At 54.8% G+C, this 18096-nt stretch carries 16 protein-coding genes; 6 read left to right on the top strand and 10 right to left on the bottom strand.

Annotated features, from left to right (window positions below):
• Nucleotide 1: 1 nt before the first annotated feature.
• The 3 genes from FRD01_RS24830 to FRD01_RS24835 all read right to left on the bottom strand — a co-directional run bounded on the left by FRD01_RS24830 (nucleotide 2) and on the right by FRD01_RS24835 (nucleotide 5334).
• Nucleotides 2-3421, bottom strand: coding sequence for a thrombospondin type 3 repeat-containing protein (locus FRD01_RS24830; RefSeq protein WP_146958635.1), 3420 nt, complete (start codon nucleotides 3419-3421; stop codon nucleotides 2-4).
• 90 nt (nucleotides 3422-3511) lie between these two features.
• Nucleotides 3512-3901 (bottom strand): septal ring lytic transglycosylase RlpA family protein, encoded by a 390-nt coding sequence (locus FRD01_RS06780; RefSeq protein WP_146958636.1) that lies wholly within the window; start codon nucleotides 3899-3901, stop codon nucleotides 3512-3514.
• Complete coding sequence (locus tag FRD01_RS24835; RefSeq protein ID WP_146958637.1) at nucleotides 3901-5334, bottom strand: hypothetical protein; 1434 nt, start codon at nucleotides 5332-5334, stop codon at nucleotides 3901-3903. The genes FRD01_RS06780 and FRD01_RS24835 overlap by 1 nt, the downstream gene beginning before the upstream one ends.
• Nucleotides 5335-5502: 168 nt before the next feature.
• On the opposite strand from FRD01_RS24835, the gene FRD01_RS06790 reads away from it, so the two are divergent.
• The gene (locus tag FRD01_RS06790) at nucleotides 5503-7071 is read left to right on the top strand and encodes a hypothetical protein (protein ID WP_146958638.1); all 1569 of its coding nucleotides are present in this window, start codon (nucleotides 5503-5505) and stop codon (nucleotides 7069-7071) included.
• Here FRD01_RS06790 and trmD read toward each other — a convergent pair whose 3' ends face one another.
• The 7 genes from trmD to FRD01_RS06825 form a co-directional block, all read right to left on the bottom strand.
• A complete protein-coding gene (gene trmD / locus FRD01_RS06795) occupies nucleotides 7072-7764 on the bottom strand; it encodes a tRNA (guanosine(37)-N1)-methyltransferase TrmD (protein ID WP_146958639.1) in 693 nt (230 codons plus the stop codon).
• Nucleotides 7761-8324, bottom strand: coding sequence for a ribosome maturation factor RimM (rimM, locus tag FRD01_RS06800; RefSeq protein WP_249756072.1), 564 nt, complete (start codon nucleotides 8322-8324; stop codon nucleotides 7761-7763). Before rimM ends, trmD begins: the two co-directional genes overlap by 4 nt.
• Before the next feature lie 5 nt (nucleotides 8325-8329).
• A complete protein-coding gene (locus FRD01_RS06805; protein ID WP_146958641.1) occupies nucleotides 8330-8581 on the bottom strand; it encodes a KH domain-containing protein in 252 nt (83 codons plus the stop codon).
• On the bottom strand, nucleotides 8581-9114 hold the full coding sequence (gene rpsP, locus FRD01_RS24840; RefSeq protein ID WP_146958642.1) for a 30S ribosomal protein S16: 534 nt from the start codon (nucleotides 9112-9114) through the stop codon (nucleotides 8581-8583). Before rpsP ends, FRD01_RS06805 begins: the two co-directional genes overlap by 1 nt.
• A 188-nt stretch (nucleotides 9115-9302) precedes the next feature.
• Nucleotides 9303-9611: a Grx4 family monothiol glutaredoxin gene (gene grxD, locus FRD01_RS06815; protein WP_146963876.1), complete on the bottom strand. Its 309-nt coding sequence runs from the start codon at nucleotides 9609-9611 to the stop codon at nucleotides 9303-9305.
• Nucleotides 9612-9712: 101 nt separating this feature from the next.
• Nucleotides 9713-9967, bottom strand: a complete 255-nt coding sequence (locus tag FRD01_RS06820; RefSeq protein WP_146958643.1) for a BolA family protein — start codon at nucleotides 9965-9967, stop codon at nucleotides 9713-9715.
• A gap of 112 nt (nucleotides 9968-10079) precedes the next feature.
• Nucleotides 10080-10619, bottom strand: coding sequence for a hypothetical protein (locus FRD01_RS06825; RefSeq protein WP_146958644.1), 540 nt, complete (start codon nucleotides 10617-10619; stop codon nucleotides 10080-10082).
• 78 nt (nucleotides 10620-10697) lie between these two features.
• On the opposite strand from FRD01_RS06825, the gene FRD01_RS06830 reads away from it, so the two are divergent.
• The 5 genes from FRD01_RS06830 (at nucleotide 10698) to FRD01_RS06850 (ending at nucleotide 18094) form a co-directional block, all read left to right on the top strand.
• Nucleotides 10698-11873, top strand: a complete 1176-nt coding sequence (locus tag FRD01_RS06830) for an RNA-binding domain-containing protein (protein WP_249756074.1) — start codon at nucleotides 10698-10700, stop codon at nucleotides 11871-11873.
• 54 nt (nucleotides 11874-11927) lie between these two features.
• Entirely contained in the window at nucleotides 11928-12812 is an 885-nt protein-coding gene (locus FRD01_RS06835) for a hypothetical protein (RefSeq protein ID WP_146958646.1), read from the top strand.
• Between the two features lie 82 nt (nucleotides 12813-12894).
• A complete protein-coding gene (locus FRD01_RS06840; RefSeq protein ID WP_146958647.1) occupies nucleotides 12895-13845 on the top strand; it encodes an ATP-binding protein in 951 nt (316 codons plus the stop codon).
• Nucleotides 13842-15212, top strand: coding sequence for a hypothetical protein (locus FRD01_RS06845; RefSeq protein ID WP_146958648.1), 1371 nt, complete (start codon nucleotides 13842-13844; stop codon nucleotides 15210-15212). The genes FRD01_RS06840 and FRD01_RS06845 overlap by 4 nt, the downstream gene beginning before the upstream one ends.
• A 497-nt stretch (nucleotides 15213-15709) precedes the next feature.
• Nucleotides 15710-18094, top strand: coding sequence for a 3-hydroxyacyl-CoA dehydrogenase/enoyl-CoA hydratase family protein (locus FRD01_RS06850; RefSeq protein ID WP_146958649.1), 2385 nt, complete (start codon nucleotides 15710-15712; stop codon nucleotides 18092-18094).
• Nucleotides 18095-18096: the final 2 nt, after the last annotated feature.

Raw genomic sequence — 18096 nt, forward strand, 5'->3', positions numbered from 1 at the left:
ACTAATTCTCTACGATAGAGACTTTTGCGGCGCCCTCAGCGCTACCTTGCGCAAACTCTACAAAATAGGTTCCGTGAGTGGCGAAGAAGTAGCTAAGTCCACTAGAAGCCGCCAACTCTTGGCCGGTGCTATCAAGAATTCGCAAGTCCTGTCCAGACGCACCTTCAAAGAGATTGACCGTCAGCGTAGAGTTGCCGCGCACATCGAGCGCGTAAACATCCAGTGGATCGGTAGCGTCCGTGGCTGCTAGCACTCGAATCACATCCGATGCAGGCAAGCCCTGCGCGGTCGCGATGGTGTCGTTCGGCTCAAGCTCGCTCACTTCTGTGGCTCGCAGAACTTCTGCAAAGAACACGTAGTCGCCGTTGAACGTCGTGCTCGAGTGCCCAACTCGTATCGTCCACGTTCCGGAGGTTGGAGCCACCCACCCCGCGACGCCTGAGTAGAACCCCTCTCCGCCCGAGAAGAATCGGCCTTCAATGGTGCCGTCGGGTGCCTCGAACTCAAGCCACCCATTCCATGAATAGATCGACAAACTTGAGGTAGGCCGCATGGTTAGTGCCCAAAGTCTGTCTCCTGCTTCGAGGTCCACCTTGAAGTTATCGGCAACATCAGTTGGGCTCAAGCCGCCGCGAATTGCAGCTAGATCACCAAGAACTTCGGCGTCTGCAACTAAATCATTCGGCTCGGTCTCTGCCAAGGCCGTGCTTCCCCGAGTCAGGTTAATGGCTATCTCTACATCGCCCCCTGCGTTATCGGGAGCTTTGACTCCGAGAACATAGGTATCTGTTTCCCCACGTGCCAAGCGTAGCTCTTTACCCTTGTACGAGACACCACCGAGCGTACCGAAAGAAGTCGTTAAGAGCGTCAAATCTGGTCGAATCGTCGCTGAATCCGCACGAACGTCGATCAAACCCGCCGCAGCGGTAAATCGGTAGAGGCGCTCCTCTCCAGGTTGAAGCGTGATGTTAACAACACTTCCCATAGCCAGAGCTGTGGGCGAAATCTCTTTGATGTCGAGCTCAAAATCATACGCAGCGTCACCGCGATTCTGGCTATCGTAAACGAAAACCAAAACATGGCCGTCGATATCCGACGTCCAACGAACGCGATTAGAGCCGTTTCTGACATAGCTCATATCTTCGTCATCATAGATGTAGACCCTCGGCACGAAGTCTTCTGATTGTGTCTCAAGGTCAACTTGATACGACTTGCCGGACTCTACGGGCACTCGGACCCAACGACCAAAGGGCTGATCGTTGATAGCGCCTGCCTCAGAGTGAGGGAGCGTCACGTCGACGGGGTCCAGGACCCGCACACCTAGCTCCCAGGTTTTCCCTGCCTCAAACTCCAAGTTGTACGGCTCCAGAGAGACCACAATTGAGGTGTCCTGAAGCACATCGACCACGGTTCCGAGCGAAAGTGTACTCGTAATGGTGTTGAAGTTTGAATCGTAGACCTTCAGTTCGCTGAGATAGCCGCTTGTCCAAGCGCGAATATCGAGGCGTTGCCCGGCAAGTACCGGAATCTCATAATAGACCACAGAATCAGGCAATTCGTGCTCACCAGAAGTCTTGAAGTCCAAGGTTTGAGGGGTCAATTCAATACGGTTCACACTCAAGGTCACTGGTTCTGACTCGTTGGAGCCTCGCCCGATAAAGTCCTGAGCCGTCACAAAGTAGGTACCCGCCTCGGGCGCCCTAAATACAAACTCCTCAGAGCTCTGCAGCACCTCAAAGGTCTCTGAATGAATGACCCGAGCATCCAGAAAGAGTCCAGGCGCATCCACCACCCCGGTCAGCACTTCGTCCTGAGCGGCGTCGAAGCTAAAGAACGCAAAGTCTCCGTTCTGCATTTCGGAGGTCGCCAAACCGATCGCGTCCACGGGAATAGGCGTGGGTTCGAAGAGCTCTAGGCTCGCGAAATAGCCATACGATTCCCCGCCCACAGGCTCTCCAAATCGGTTCGGCTGGTGTTGAATCCGCACAGCGACTTCCCCATCGTCTAGCGCCGAGAAGAAGTAAGACGTCGCGGCCGAACCATCTGGATTAGGCTCTGAATTGTAGTGTGATGAGACAAAAAAGCTCTCGCCAGCTTCGTCGAGAAAATGGCCCAATTCGACCCGTGGTTCAAGCAGCGCACCCGGGTCGGGCGTCACCACAAACCTGTAGGTCTCGCCGCGTTTCACGCTAAAAAGCGCATAGTCCACGTCGGCCTCGGTGGTCGGACTTTGAATCTGCCCGTTAAACTGGGAACCCGGCACAAGCCAGGGGATATCGGAGGTTCGCAGATTCGGCATGACGCCGGCAGCTTCCACGTCAGACGTGATGTTGGTGGCGGTGAATTCCATGGATGAAGACGCCCCGCCGACCCTTTGAATATGGTCCTCCACGACCACCACACTTTGGCGTCCACCAAGGTCGAGACTTAGACCCACTCGATTGGTTGCGCTAACTTGGCCGACAGCCGTGGCCGCGAGCGCCCGAGAAAAGTCGGCCTCGACGATCGAAAACGCCGGGGCATGGAACTCCGCCTCGGAAATCTCGACGCCCGTAGCGTTGATCCTGAGCGCGTCTAGCCCTGAGGTATCGACCTCATAAACTCTCAATTCGCCGTTATAAGGATTAGCGAGCGGCTGCGTGGGCAGACTGACCTCGGTGGCGTCGGGCAATGGAATTTGGCTCACCTCCAACCGATACTCAAACCCGGCACCACCGACATCAGGCTGATCGATGAGATTTCGGAAATCCGATACCGCGAATGTATATCGTCCAGGATAGGGGAAGAACACCTCGCGGACCGCGGCCTCACCGGCCTGGCCTCCAAATCCGATCCTGGAGATATTCGCGTTTCTCAGGTCGTATCCGGCAGCAATGACGGCTGGCCAGAAGGTCGCCGGACCGCTTACATGGATCAGCAACGCCGTAGGTTCCACGATCTCAATGCTGAAAAAGTCGATATCGCCCCCACCCGCGCGAGGTAGCGCGATTTGCCCCTCAGCCGCAAAGCCGGGCAATTCCAAGCCGTACACCTCACCGTCTGTCGGCGTCTCTCCGTCTTCGTCCTCACCCTCTTGCACAAGCGGCGGAACCGCATCTAGAGCGCTTGAATCATGGTAGAAAGGGGTCTGATCGCAGACATCTCCAAAGCCATCTCGGTCTCGATCTTCCTGCTCCGGATTGGCGACCTCTGGGCAATTATCATCTTCATCCAGAATGCCGTCTTCATCAGTGTCCGTGGGACCGTCTGGCATATCCGAAGGCTGATCGACCTCGTCCATATCGGCCTCAGTCGGCGAGTCGGGCGCCGCATCCTCTTCGATCATATCAGGCGCCATATCCGGCGTGATTTCCGGGGGAGCCGTGGTTTCATCACCACACGCACTAAGTGCGAAGATCAGAACGAGGATGAGATGGCGCATTCGAATAGCCCTTGAGTCGCGTTGAATTGGAACCAGATGCCGCACTATGTGCAATTCCACCCTATTTTTCAAGCGGATGCATTCCCTGAATCAGGGCCAGTCAAGAACTTCGACGTGCACGTCGATCACTCCGGCACGAATCATACCGATATCCTCGGCGGCGGCCTTCGATAAATCGATCACGCGCCCAGCAGAAAAAGGCCCGCGGTCATTGATTCGAACCACCACCGACTTTCGGTCTTTCGAGGCCACCACGCGGACAATTGTCCCAAATGGCAAGGTCTTGTGAGCCGCAGTCATCTCTCGAGGATCAAAAATCTCCCCGGATGCGGTTTTTCGTCCTTCAAAACCCGGCCCGTACCAACTGGCCTTGCCTAAGAGCTCATGCTCTTTGCCATTAGGGCCTACAATCCATGAGTCTGGTCGCGTCGGCCCGCAACCGACCAAGACCAACGCGCCAAGAAAGAGGAGCACACGCATCAGGGGCACATAGCGCGGAAAGCGAACACGCGCTCGCGTTCAAAGCCAATAAGGTCACCGGCGAGCGCTTCGGTCAGAGGAGCAAACGCGAAACCTAGAGGCTGAGCGAGCTGTGCTTCGATCTGAACTCGCCCACCAGCGTACGTATTCTCGGTGAAACTATGCTGCCAGAAGTAAGTGCCAACCAGAATCGCCGCGTGTCCAGTGAACGAGATATCCTCAAAATAGAGCGCAGTCGCATCCACGCCGATTGTCTCGTTGTAATAGGCCGAGAGATTTCCTGCACCATCATTGGCCAGTACCCAAATTTCTCCGGGTACATCACTGCCATTCTCTTCTTTCTTGCTCGCGAGGAGAGCCAAGTCCGTAATGCCGTTCTGATTGATTGAACCGGCGGCGATCATGTCAAACGTTTGCGACGCATTCTCTGGAGTAGCAGTGATCACGCGCTGAGACGCACCTTCTGGAGTGATGCCGTGGACCATGTAGAGCCCGTTCTCTTCGGCCAAGGCCACGAGGTCGTCTCCTGGCGCATCGTCAAACTGTCCAACTACAAGCTGGAGTTGGTCCGCTGAGTTGTCGGGAGTAATATCGAGGGGCTCGAAGCCACCGGCTCCGTCGCCAAAGAGTACCGTGATCGTCACAGGCACGTTCTGCAGAACCGCGATATCCGCGTTGCCGTCATTATCAAAATCTCCACTCACCAAATCCACCGGAAGACCCGTCATCGAAATCACATCTGTGGACGGATCGTGAATCAGATCACGGCGATTGCCATCGGCAACATTTCGAATCATCGAGATATCGCCAAAGTTTGAGGTAGCTGCCTCCCAGAATCCATCTCCGTCTGCGTCAAACGCGACGAGCTTTTGCGGTCCCACACCGGGCTGAGCCGTATCAAATTGTTGAAGATAAGGATTGTCACCCTGTGGGTTCGGGTTCGACTTGAAGAACACTGCGCGATCGGCAAGGAAGTTCAGCGCTGCTACATCAAAAATGCCATCACCATCAAAATCCCCAACCGCGAGATCTCTCAGGCGAATCTGGTCGTTCGCCGTATTCTCTTCCCAGTACACGGCATCAAAATTGACCTGACTTCGGCCCTCTCCGCCCGGAATACACGAGTCACACGCGTCCCCGGTGCCGTCACCGTCTGTATCCAACTGGTCCGGGTTCGGAACCGGCAAACAGTTATCACACGCGTCGCCGACGCCATCTTCGTCTGTGTCGAGGGTTTCCTCGACATCCGGGCAGAGGCTATCCGTCGGCGTTGTGTTGTTCGAGTTATTCGATTGATTGGTGTTATTCGAGTTGTTCGAATTATTCGACTGGTTGGTGTTGTTCTGATTATTCGCATTATTGCTTGGAGAGTCGTCTCCACCGCATGCGCCCAATAGACCGACCAATCCAACAATGATTAAGATTCTATTCATGATTTGAGCTCCAAAAGAAAGCGGTTGGATTATGGCGAGTGCCTCATCCCGATGCAAGGGGAGACCGCCACTCTTCTTGCCAAGCTTTATCGACGCAAATCGACGCAAATCGACGCAAATCGACGCAAATTTTGACTCATTGATGGTTCCGAAGCAGTGTGATTCTCGATGAATAAGAAGAACCTCATAGCAATTGTAGCAATAATCACGGCGCTAGCCGGTCTACTCTATTGGGCTCTAAACCGTGACGAGGTGCGCCCTAAAGGGGACACTGAAGGGGCCAATGACGTACTGGTTGCGTGGCCAGAAACCAATGGAAACACTGCGAAACTGTCTTCGAACGGCACTCAAGTACTTCTGACAAGTTTCGAAAAAGCCATCGAGCTCAGCCCCAAATTTCCAGACCTGACTATTCTCGAAACCCGACAAGACGGTCTGACCTGGGAAGCGGACATCGAGCTCTACGGAGCAAAGGGGCTGATGAATTGGCGCACGGCGCCAGGTAACCCCCAGGCCATCTTCGAACTAGAAATTACCGACGTCCCCAGAAAAGAGCTCATTTCTCCTTTTGCCGGGACCATCGAACTTGAGCGCGGTGATATCACCTACGTGGACGCCACCCTAAACCCCGCACCATTTGTGGGCGAGACGGTTGGCATTGAAAATCACACGCCCGGATGGCTGCAATGGCAGGGGCCGGCGACCGTGACGTTTTCGCAATGGTGGGCAGACCGCATGGAGATATCGAACCATGCAGACGGACAGCGACTCACGTTCCTCGTGTGGCACCCGGACGTTCATCCAGACATCACCACCTGCGACGGCGCCCCGTCAGTAGACCTCAAGTTCCGGCTCGTAGTCACGCTCGCCTCACCTCCTCCAGTTCACCTTCATCGATTCCGCAGAGGCACAGAAGCTGCGATCGTTCCAGTGTTTACGAACCCTTCGGGCGAAGGCGGTGCGCGCGACGCGGCCGATTTTGCGGCGCGCGTTCGCACTCTGAGCTTTGGTCACTCGAATCCCGAGGATCCAAGGCATGGAAACGGCGGGATTGTCGGAGGAAAACACGGCGGAACTTTTCTCGTGCCAGGCCTTTGGAAAGACGAGCTCAGTGCACTCAGCGAATCGGTCGAGGCAACCGATGTAGAGTTTGCATGGACCGGTGATCCGGCCGAAATCGTTCGAGCGGAAGACCCATGCACGTTGATGGAATCCAAAATTTGGGTGCAACAAGGCCCACTCTATCCAGGAACATTTGCGAACTCGTTGACGTCGGACACTCCGATCGGCCCGGCGATGGTCTCGCCCGTACTCCTCAACACGTACGTGGCTCAGTCGAGAGCCACGCTCTATGATCAAACCCTGTCTAAACTCTATATCGACAGGCTCGTGCGCGAGCGCGGCTCGGTTCTTATTGAGGCTCCACTCGTGGCCACACGCAACCCGCTGATCGATGCGGCACATCAGGCCCTACTCGCCCCCGAACGAAATGGCGAATGGACCATCGATCCAACCATTGAGTCGATGTTCGCTGGGCTCGACCTGCTTCGAGAAGACACGCCATTCAAGCTGATGTCGCTGAGCACCTGGCTTCGGGAGATATCCGACCACCGTCAGCATTTGGTTTTGCTGAGCCCCGAAGGGCAATGGACGATTCAGCCGGCAAACCCAGAGTTGCGGCTCGTCAACGAGGCCACGTTCACGACCACCCCAATCTCTTGGACTTGGGCACCCTGATTATTCGTCGTCACGCTTGAGCAAATCCGGACGCCGCTCGAGAGTGCGTTTCAAACTTTGCTCGCGCCGGAACTCTTCGATCTTTTGGTGGTGGCCACTCAGAAGCACCTCTGGCACACCGAGTCCTCGGAAATCGCGCGGCCTGGTGTAGTGTGGATACTCAAGTCCACCACACGAGAAGCTTTCATCCATCAAGGATTCGCGATTGCCCACCACTCCTGGAATCAGACGAACCACACTATCAAGTAGGACCAACGCGGCTGGCTCTCCACCAGTTAGCACGTAGTCGCCAATGGACACTTCGAGGTCGATCCAACCCTCGCGAACACGCTCATCGATTCCCTCATAGTGTCCGCAGAGCAGAATCATTCCTGGGCCTTCTGAAAGTGACCAGGCGAGCTCTTGGGAAAGCGGCGTTCCCTGAGGTGTGAGTAGAACTCGCGGAATCTCTCCGAGCCTTGCTCGAGCGTCCTCAAGCGCCCCAACCAAGGGCTCCGGCTTCATCACCATACCGGCGCCGCCTCCATAAGGCACGTCGTCAACGGTACGGTGTTTGTCGGTGGAGAAATCCCGGATATTTGTGGCTTTGAAGTCAAAGAGACCGGCTTCAATTGCGCGTCTTAAGAGACTTTGCTGGAGCGGAGAATCAAAGAATTCGGGGAAAAGTGTAAGGACTTCGACGCTGAAACTCATTTCAGTTCTTCGCCTTCGGGCGCCCATGAGGCAAATTCCGCAAGCACGATTCCAGTCTGCAAATTCACGTCCTTGACGATTTCGTCGCGCCAGAGGACGAGCACACGACCATTGAGTCGTGGACCCTCAACAGCCATGACTTCGAATGGCCCAGGAGTATCGATAAACCCGGCTACACGCCCAATCTCCTCTCGGCCATGAGCCTCATCGGTAAAGACTGGCAGACCGATAAGATCGCTCTGGTACCACTCGTCCGGGTCCGTTTTGGGTAGGACCTCACGGGAGATGGAGCAGGTCAAATTGGTCAGAAGTGCAGCGTCTTCGCGGCTTGCGACGTATTTGAGCCTCAAGATGAAGTGGCGATCACTGCCGCGCACGGACTCCACCTTGAGCTCTTGCGCAAGCAGAGGCTCGCCCTTCGGGTCTCTAGGGATCTCGTCCAAGACGAGAACTAAGCCCTTCTTCAGAGCTTCGGTTTCAGCGTTATAGGGCCAAAACCGGACCTCACCCTGAGTTCCGTGGGTTTTCCCAAATTTTCCGAAAGGAATGAGCCCGTTCACGGTGCTTAATCGACGATGTCGAAAGACACCTGAAGTTCGGTTTCGATCGCAGCAGCTTGCACGATGGTTCGAAGTGATCGTGCGATCTTTCCGCCGCGCCCGATGAGACGTCCACGAGCCGAAGGCTCTGCGTCTACGAGAATATCGAGCTTGCCGTCTTTGATTCGTGTCTTGACCTCGTACTTTGCGTCACCAAGCAGGGGCTTGACGAGTGTGTGTGCGAGGTTTTCGTACGCTTGTGTAACGGCGTCGCTCATTATTCTGCCTCTTCTGCAGGTGCGTCAGTGGTCTCGGCTGCTTCTGCGGCCTCGCCTTCAGCGGCTTCGGCAGGAGCTTCTTCAGCAGGAGCGGCTGCAGCTGCTGCTGCAGCGGCTGCCTCTGCTTCAGCTGCTTTTGCAGCTTCTTCAGCTGCTTTCGCGCTAGCTTGAGCGGCTTCTTCGTGTGCCTTGAGAGTTGCCAGTCGCAATTCCTCAAGCTTGGCTGCCTTCTCTGCTTTACGTGCCTCAAGAGCTGCCTTCTCGGCATCAGCTTTAGCGAGGTCAACACCTTCGCCGTTCGCTACCTTCTTGATCAGCGCGTTCACGGTCTCGCTCGGAGAAGCACCTGTGCCAATCCAGTAATCAACGCGCTCGGTGTTGAGACGAATGATCGGAGGATTGTGGTTAGGATCGTAGGTTCCGAGCATTTCGATATAGCGTCCATCACGTGGTGAACGCTTGTCTGCTACTACTACTCGGTAAAATGGACGCTTTTTTGCGCCGCCACGCTGAAGTCGAAGTCGAACCGCCATCGTAAACTCTTTTGCTGTCCTGTTGGCTTTATGCCAGTGGCCTTATGCCTGTTTCCAAAAAATAAAAAACCGTCTTCACGGCGTATTTACTAGTCTTCCGAGTACTCTGGGCATGGCCCGGGCGCTCGAAGGTGCCGCACATTAGGGGCGAGTCACCCTTCTGTCAAGTCCTAGTTCCTGTCTAAGCGTTAGTTTGCAAAGACAGTTTTCAAAAGCTCTTCGAGGTCACCCGTCTCATACATCTGAGTCAGGATGTCCGAGCCACCCACGAACTCGCCGTTGACGTAGACCTGCGGGATGGTTGGCCAGTCTGAGAACTCCTTGATGGCCTGCCGCTTTTCAGGATCGGCCAGGATGTTCACGGCGTACACTGGTACCCCGTAGGAGCCGAGAATCGCCGATGCGCGCGCACTAAAGCCGCACATGGGCTGATCGGGTGTACCCTTCATATAGAGGACAACCGGATTCTCGCTCACCTCTTTGCGAATCTCGCTCATGATATCGCCACCTTCTTCGCGGCTTTTCGCGGCTTCGGCGGTCTCTTCTGCTCCGAGAATCGGCAATGAAATCTTCTTTTCACTCATAGCTCTATCGTCCTTCAGTGGTTGATCGTTTCCCACTGTTTTGGGGTGTAGGTATTCAGTTGGAGCGCGTGAATCTCACCGCTGGCCAAAGGCTCCGAGAGAGCGGAGTTGACCTTGCGGTGCTGTTTGAGTGGCAAAAGCCCTTCAAATTCAGGACTGACGACGGTGACCGAAAAATGGTCGCGTGTGCCCGTGAGATCCTTCACGAGCACCGTCGCGTCCGGTAGCGCCGCTCTAATCATTTCTTCGATACGATCTGGTTCCATCATGGCACTACTCCTAAAAAATGATTCGTTCCATCACGGCCGAAGTTCTAGACCGCTTGTGTTGGCTTTTCAAGACTAGCCGTACAAGTGAAGAGGAAATTGCACGATGCCTCTTTCAGTTTGAGGCCGGACAACGAGTGGCGTTGAACTCGCCGGAGACCAAAACGCCGTTGGACTCGTATCTCACAACGCCACCAACGGTACTCTCATCCGAAGAAGTTACCGTTACCTTACCCCACGAATCTCGTGGGTCGGCTTGGTCAGGTGAGCCAGGCACAAAGCCGGGAATGCCTGAGTATCCCCAGTTCGGGCTATCGTACTCGCCCACAGGCACCCCAGGCTCGGAGGCAAACGCCGCAAAGAACCTTGGAATTTCCAAATCAGTTCGGGCTTCGCAGCCGACTTCAGCCTCAAAGAAAGTGAGCTGTGGGACCGCAGATCCCGCCATCATCTCCTCGGTTATGAAGATGCTCTTAAATGCCTTGACCTCATCATTATGGGTCAGCGTCACCTCTACAACTTCTTTCAGAGCCGGCGGGCTCGGGTCCTTGTAGATCGAATCAGGATTGCCTCCCGCCTCAATTTGATTTGGGTTTTTCGTGTCACAGCCCCATGTGACAAGTCCGATTGTTAGTATTGCAATTGCTTTTTTCATGTTTTTGAACTCGGTAAGACATTGCTGGGCCCCAACTTTGATATGCGGTATGATCCAGACGCGCAATCTGGAGTTGATATGAATTTGGGAGCCATTCTAAAAGCTATACATGAGGGTGAGTCAGATTCGGTTGAATTCAAGCGAGACGCCGACCTGAAGAAGATTGGTAAGGCTATCTCCGCGTTTGCCAACAGTGATGGAGGTATCTTAATACTAGGCGTCAGCGATGATGGCAAAGTTGTAGGAATTCAAGACAATTCAGAGTCGCTAACAGAGCGAATCACTTCGTTTCTTCAGAATGGCCTAAGCGCACCTGTCCAAGCCAGACTAGGGCGCGAAGTTCTTCCGGAAGGCCGTATTCATTGGATCGAGGTGCCACGTCAGCGTGGGTTTGAGCCACTTCGCTACGCAGGAAACGTTTACGTGCGTCGCGCACGTTCCAGCGTCGAGCCAGGGCCCTCGGAGTTGGCAGAACTCTACAACATGTTTGGCTACATTGTGACCGAAGAACGAACGGTTGCGGGAGTTGGATTGGACGAACTCGACCTGCCCTCCTTTCAGAGATACCTGAAGCGACTTGGTCTAGACCTCGAAGCTGAGCCTCAGATTGCCATTGAAAATGACCTGATCTCCCGAGGTGTACTAGCCGAACTGGGCGAATCCGCATGTGCGACAATCTATGGCCTGCTGGCATTTGGAAAGTCTCCCCAAGCGTATTCTCAAACCCAGAATTTCTTCGTTCAGTGCGTAAGTTATGCGGGTAAGGACCGAGCAGCTGAAGTAATCGAGGTGTTGGACGCGAAAGGCCAGCTTGATGAACAAGTTAGGAAAACCCTCGGCTGGCTCACAGCTCAACCGCGACGCGAGGTGTATCGCGGAATCGAGCGCATCGACATCCCTCTCCTGCCGCCCAAAGCGGCGCGCGAAGTCGTCGTCAATGCAGTCGCACACCGCGACTATGCTATTATCGGCTCAAAGATCCTGGTCGAGCGATTCTCGGACCGAGTTGAGTTCACGAGCCCTGGCCGGCTGACCAACGGGTTGACACCTGATTCTGTGCGACGCGGAGGAAATCCTCGAGCCCGAAACCAATCGATCACAAATTTCCTTCTCGCGTCGGGATTGATGGAGCAACGTGGACGCGGCTGGCCCATCATTGAGGCGGCTCTTCGCGAGCAAGGACTAGCAGCACCGATATTGGAAGAGGATCGCGAGGCCCGGTGGGTTCGAGTCACCATGAGCACAGTCGTCTAACCAGTACGGCGTCGGTGACAGTCTCCGAAAGCCTCCTAGAAGATATCGAAGCTCATGTGGATTAGCATTGAACACAGAATCGAGGGTGGGTTCTTGCTCTCGTGTTCGGACCATTTTCCGAGGACCGGAGCTCTAAGTTTTGAGTTCTATCGAACCCGCCTCTCCGGAGAGTGGCTAAGGTTTCACCGCGTATTCACCCGTGGAAAGCTCGCTACGTTGATTCGACTCGATGACGGATGTGATTGGCTATATGTGGGTTTCGACACCTTCACATCGCCCCTGAGCCCATTAAAGGCGAGGCACGTGGAGTGGTGTATTTTGAACCCAGAGACATGGCTGAAGGAACAACTGCTCGCAGCTGGTGGAATTGGACCAGGCGTGTTTTCACTCACTCGCGTCAGTGGTGGTGAGGCGAGGTGTCTGGCCAAGGAGATTGCGCTCACTCAGGAGCCTTGGTTTGTTGCAGAGGCAGCGAGCTTGATTCCTCTCAGACAGTCGTCGGATCCGGAGTACGGGAGAGTGAAATGGTACAGAAAACTAGCTCGGTCCGGCAATCTGCCGCCCGTGTTTTTGTTTCGGCATGATGGTCTTGATAGCAGACTTGTTTTTGATGGGCATGATCGGCTGCTGGCCGCCCGACTAGAAGGCGTCTTTCCACACATGTGGGAAATTTCAAGAGTGCGGGTTGAAGACCGTTCATATCCGGAGGAAGAATGCACCTCGATCGAAGCAAACCTCGCATACGAACTTGAAAAGGAATGTCGCGGAAAAAGACGACACGAACAAGTGGAGGCCATCAACCAGCGGTTGTTGGAGTTGCATTCGCGACAAGCGCTGATTCATCGCCCGACGGTGCGCGTCATCCCGGGTGGGCTCACTACATGGTGTGACGATATAGATCGGCTCCAACTTCCGAACGTTTTTCTGCGAGACGAATAAACCACACCTGCTCCCAAGGCGATTGTCGAGATTTCCAGACTATTCTTGATGCGAGCGTCCCGAAGCCTTACAACGACCGCCTATGAAGGTCATCGGACGCCAAAACGAGCTCGAGCTCATCTCTCAACACCTTAAACCCTGTGAAGTGTTAGTTTTGAGCGGGCCGTCGGGCATTGGGAAGACGACGACCGCACGTCGTTTTCTCGAGTTGCAGACTGAGCCGGTCCTCGACGTCGACTGCTTCGGAATGGATTCAACGGACATCGCGGTAGCCCTGACCCATGTACTCGATGCCGGCACTACTCAACTTCGCCCCATTGACCTCTGGATACGAGCTTCCGAAGTGTTAGCCCATCGGGGGATTCGATTTCTTCTTTTGGACGACGTACGTTGCGAGCATGACGACTTCCGAAACCTCTTCACCCGCTGGAACGGCTCGATCCTCGTGACGTCGATACTTGCGACGGGCAATAAGGTCATTCCCCTCACGCCGCTCAACGATCACGCGTTTGAGGTCTTTGAGAGCGCCGCCCTTAGCGAAGATCTGAGCTTTAGGGTCGATGATCTTGAGTCGATCAAAGAGATATTGGCCGAGATTCAGGGACATCCCTTAGGCCTCGCGCTCGCTGGACGATTTGCGGCGATCTCATCGCCCAAGAATGTGCTCAACGCTCTCCAACGCAACTCGCTCACCGACCACTCGCGACCAGAGCGTCATCGAAGCACCTGGAACGCGGCGGAGTTCACGTGGAAGCAATTGACGGTTGAACAGAAGTCTCTCGTCTACGCGATGGCTCTGTTTGAGCGTCCATTGAGACTCAGCGCTATCCCTGTGACCGTTGACCAACCGAACGGGTGGTTGAGGATCTACGCGCGCTGGTCCGAGCGGGGATTGTGGCAAGAGGCGAGTTTCAGAGGCCGCTACAACTCTTCTGCGAATTCGCAAAGGAAGTTTTCCCGACCGAGTTCCGTGACATCGCAGTGCTCATCCGGGACAACATCGTCGCTGAGGCCTTTCGCGCGGCTCAGATGATGCCCCGCGGTCTGCACGATACGCCGGAACTCGAAGAACAACCTTCATTCTGGCGATTCGTGATTGAGAGCCGAGCCGAAGAGATGGAACCTGAATCCCTGGCCCCAATTCTCTCCGCTTGGCTCCGCTATGTCAGCGTTCGGGACCGAGCTAGTGGACGTTCGGAAGACTCTCAAATCGCCACATTGCTTGAAAAGACAAACGATTCGGACAATTGGTTGCAGGCGGCACGTGTTCATCTCTTCTTTGACTTCAATGCGGCATGTGGATTCTTGGAGCGGGCGGTGCAAACGGCTCAAAGTCCGCAGGAACTTCACGATGCAAAAGTCTTTCAAGCATACAATGCGGTCACTGCTCAACCGTCCGAGAGCCTGCGACTCTTTGACGAAGCCTATTGCGCCGATTTTGACTCATCGATTGTCGCGTTTTGGGAAGCCGAGATTTGCATTATGGCGCAGGAAGAAGTGCGGGCCAAGAGTGCCTTGAGACGTTTAGACCTGGACCGCTTAAGTCCCAACAACCGTGCCGCATATGAGCACCTATTGGCGGAGTTGGAGCCCCCGACGCAAGCCGAGAAACGAACCCGGCTAGCACTTGAGGATCCTCTTATTTGTCCCTCGAAGCGGGTCTCTCTACTCCTCGCCAACGCTACGATCCTGGCGATTGGACTTAATCGTTTCGACGATGCTTTTCAGAGGCTGGAAGAGTGCGGCAAGCTAGCCAAACAACTTAAGTCACCACGCGTAGTTTCATGGGTTCAAACGAGAACCGCACTCGCCCTGCTGCATTCTGGCGAGTTCACGAAAGCCAGAAAGCTCGCGAGTGATATACAAGGCGATTATGGCCCCTCAAGTCCTGTGATGAAGATGATCGTCGCGACGGCGTTTTGCCAAGAGGGGCAGCTTCAACGAGCTCGAGAGAACTGGAGAGTACTCAAAGTAGAGTACCCGAAGCCACACTTCCACTTTTCGACGCTTTGGCACTTTCTTGACTTCGTCATCGAGGGAGATCGAAACACAAGTGACCCTCGACTAGACGATGTGTTTGAGGCCCTCTCAATCGTCAACTCACCCGGAGGCACGAACATTCAAGAGGTGATCGCGGCGTGGCCGTCTATACAGAAGGTCATTCAGTACGACTCGAACGATGTCGGATTCAGACAGGCTCGTCTATTCATCGACCAAAAAGTCTCTGGAGCCGCGAGCCGAATCGCCCGGCTTCAAGCGTCCAATGCCGACATCGCTGTGCTGAACGACTTCCAGGCACGCCGGCATCGCTCCCCCACATGTCCACTGGGCAAGACAGGAGGCTACCGTCGCCACCTGGCCATCGGTGAAATCGGTGGACTGGCAGAACTCAGTCTCTAGATAGTCCCGCTCATCCGCTGTGGCCTGGCCACACCCCTCGAGTCTAACGAGTTCAGAAACACACTCAGCCCGCACGTCCCTCGGCGTTGGTGTCACGGGAGAGTCGGGCCCGGGTTGTACAGGCGTCGGATTATTGGACCCAGATCCTTTGGGGTTCGCGTTGTCACCACATCCGAATGTCAACAACACAGAAACCATCAGTCCAGTCTTCATCACTTTCACTACATTCATTTTCAACCTCCTGGCGTGGCGAGCAGAAGTGCCCGCTCTGGTTGCGAGGAAGTTGCCGAAGTGAGCCGCCGAAGTCTTCTTAATCGTTTCTTAAATCTACCACCGTTTCTTTAGTCTCACGCGCCAACAACCACCTGTCGGAAATTCTGAATCCGATTGCTCGTTCTCGAATCTCAGAGAAATGAATACTCATTCACTCTTCCATCCTCAGCGTGGCTGAGGTAGGGATTCACGAGTTCTTTTTTAACCCAAAACATGGAAACAGCATGGCAACCAAACACATCCGTAAAGCAGCTGTAATCGGCGGTGGTGTGATGGGTCGCGGCATCGCGGCACATCTCGCAAACGCTCGAATCCCCGTCCTACTTCTGGACATCGTTCCCCCAAAGCCAGGCGAAGGCGATGACGTCAACTCGCCAGCATTCCGCAACAAGTTTGCGCTGAATGCGATCACCAATATCAAGAAGGAAAAGCCTTCCGCGATCTACTCGCATTTGGATCTTGACCTGATCACCCCTGGCAACGTGGAAGACCACCTTGAACTGCTGGCTGATGTAGACTGGATCGTAGAAGCCGTGCCCGAGAGCTTGCCTATCAAGAAGGCAACGTTCGACAAGATCGAGAAGCATGCAAACCCAGAGGCGATCATCGCGTCGAACACCTCGGGTCTTTCCATCAAGGCTATGCTCGAAGGCCGCCCTGATTCATTCAAAAAGCGCTTCCTCGTGACGCACTTCTTCAACCCCGTGCGCTACATGAAGCTTCTCGAAATCGTAGAAGCAGAAGACACCGATCCAGAAGTCACGAAGACCGTGGTGGAGTTCGGTGAAAAAGTGCTCGGCAAAGGGATTGTGTTCGGAAAAGACACCACCAACTTCATTGCCAACAGAATTGGCGTACACGGCATGATGACCATCATGCACACCATGCCCAAGTACGAGATGACCATCGAAGACGTGGACGCGATCTTCGCAAAGCCCATGGGTCGCCCAAAATCAGCCGTGTTCCGCACCGCTGACGTGGTCGGCTTGGACACCTTCGTACACGTCGCCACCAACTGCTACGACACCCTCACCGAGGATGACGAGCGCGATATTTTCAAGGTGCCAGAGTACATGAAGACCCTTGTGGAGCGCGGCTGGACCGGCTCCAAAGCCAAGCAAGGGTTCATGCGCAAGGGCAAGGGCGGCATCGAGGTCCTAGACCTCAACACCCTTGAGTACCGTGAGCGCAACAAGCCTGAGTACGCGAGCCTCGCCGCTGCCAAAGGCAGCCCAGCTGCACGCATCAAGAAGGTTGTGGTGGACGGCGACGACAAAGCCGCAAAGTTCGCAAAAGAGATCACACTTCGCTCGCTCGCTTATACCGCGCGTCTTCTTGGCGAGATCGCCGACGATATCCTCAATGTGGACCGCGGCATGCGCTGGGGCTTCAACTGGGATCTCGGCCCATTCCAAACATGGGACGCGATTGGCGTCAAATGGGGCGCTGAGCAGATGAAGGCCGAAGGCATCTCCTACCCAACATGGGTGGATGAGATGGTGGCCAAGGGCAATGACTCCTTCTACAAATGGGAAGGCAACAAAGAGCTCTATTACGACTACCGAGAGCACACCTACCGCCCAATCCCGCAGCACGAGATGGAGATCAGCCTCGAAGTCCTCAAGAAGACCGACAATACCAAGGTCTTTGGAAACGACGGCGCAACCCTTCACGATATGGGCGATGGCGTAGCCTTGCTCGAGTTCCACACCAAGATGAACTCGATCGACGACGACATCATCTCCATGATGCACCGCGCGATCGACGAGGTAGAGAACAATGATTGGGAAGGCCTCGTGATCGGAAACTCTTCCGATAACTTCTCGGCAGGCGCCAACCTCCTCCTCGTTCTCATGAACGCTCGCGCTGGAAACTGGACTGATATCGAGTCCATGGTCAAGCAGTTCCAAGATGCGAACCAGCGCATGCGCTTCTCCAGCAAGCCTGTGGTAGCAGCCCCAACCGGTCTCACACTAGGTGGCGGAGCTGAAGTCGCATTGGGCGCTAACGCCATTCAAGCAGCCGGCGAACTCTACATGGGACTCGTTGAAGTCGGTGTTGGTTTGATTCCGGGTGGTGCCGGAACACTCGGTCTCTTGAGAAACCACTTCGGACGCCACGCGACCAACACCAACCTGAACCCTGTGAGCATCATCCAAGATGTCTTCATGGCTATCGGTATGGCCAAAGTGGCAACCAGCGCCGAAGAAGCCCGTGAGCTTGGCTTCTTGAACGCAGACGACGTGGTCACCATCAACCGTGACCACCTCCTCTACCGCGCAAAGCAACGTGTGCTTGGCATGTCACGTGCCGGATTTGTGGCGCCTCGGCCGATGAAGTTCAATCTTCCTGGTCGCGATGGTGCGGCAACGATCGACACCATGCTCTACAGCATGGAGCAGAACAATCAGGTGTCAGCTCACGACCGCCTTATTGGCGCGAAGCTCGGTTCGGTTCTTACGGGTGGAAATACCACGCCTAAGATCGCTGTGAGCGAGCAATATATTTTGGACCTTGAGCGCGAGGTCTTCCTCTCACTTTGTGGTGAAGAGAAGTCGCAAGCACGTATGGAATACATGCTCATGAATAACAAACCGCTCAGGAACTAAAC

This window comes from Microvenator marinus (assembly GCF_007993755.1).
Lineage (GTDB): Bacteria > Myxococcota_A > Bradymonadia > Bradymonadales > Bradymonadaceae > Allomicrovenator > Allomicrovenator marinus.

Bases quoted from the DNA above. Each gene is read 5' to 3' on its own strand.
- FRD01_RS24830 (WP_146958635.1), bottom strand. From the start codon at position 3,421: ATGCGCCATCTCATCCTCGTTCTGATCTTCGCACTTAGTGCGTGTGGT.
- FRD01_RS06780 (WP_146958636.1), bottom strand. From the start codon at position 3,901: ATGCGTGTGCTCCTCTTTCTTGGCGCGTTGGTCTTGGTCGGTTGCGGG.
- FRD01_RS24835 (WP_146958637.1), bottom strand. From the start codon at position 5,334: ATGAATAGAATCTTAATCATTGTTGGATTGGTCGGTCTATTGGGCGCA.
- FRD01_RS06790 (WP_146958638.1), top strand. From the start codon at position 5,503: ATGAATAAGAAGAACCTCATAGCAATTGTAGCAATAATCACGGCGCTA.
- trmD (WP_146958639.1), bottom strand. From the start codon at position 7,764: ATGAGTTTCAGCGTCGAAGTCCTTACACTTTTCCCCGAATTCTTTGAT.
- FRD01_RS06805 (WP_146958641.1), bottom strand. From the start codon at position 8,581: ATGAGCGACGCCGTTACACAAGCGTACGAAAACCTCGCACACACACTC.
- rpsP (WP_146958642.1), bottom strand. From the start codon at position 9,114: ATGGCGGTTCGACTTCGACTTCAGCGTGGCGGCGCAAAAAAGCGTCCA.
- grxD (WP_146963876.1), bottom strand. From the start codon at position 9,611: ATGAGCGAGATTCGCAAAGAGGTGAGCGAGAATCCGGTTGTCCTCTAT.
- FRD01_RS06820 (WP_146958643.1), bottom strand. From the start codon at position 9,967: ATGATGGAACCAGATCGTATCGAAGAAATGATTAGAGCGGCGCTACCG.
- FRD01_RS06825 (WP_146958644.1), bottom strand. From the start codon at position 10,619: ATGAAAAAAGCAATTGCAATACTAACAATCGGACTTGTCACATGGGGC.
- FRD01_RS06830 (WP_249756074.1), top strand. From the start codon at position 10,698: ATGAATTTGGGAGCCATTCTAAAAGCTATACATGAGGGTGAGTCAGAT.
- FRD01_RS06835 (WP_146958646.1), top strand. From the start codon at position 11,928: ATGTGGATTAGCATTGAACACAGAATCGAGGGTGGGTTCTTGCTCTCG.
- FRD01_RS06840 (WP_146958647.1), top strand. From the start codon at position 12,895: ATGAAGGTCATCGGACGCCAAAACGAGCTCGAGCTCATCTCTCAACAC.
- FRD01_RS06845 (WP_146958648.1), top strand. From the start codon at position 13,842: ATGATGCCCCGCGGTCTGCACGATACGCCGGAACTCGAAGAACAACCT.
- FRD01_RS06850 (WP_146958649.1), top strand. From the start codon at position 15,710: ATGGCAACCAAACACATCCGTAAAGCAGCTGTAATCGGCGGTGGTGTG.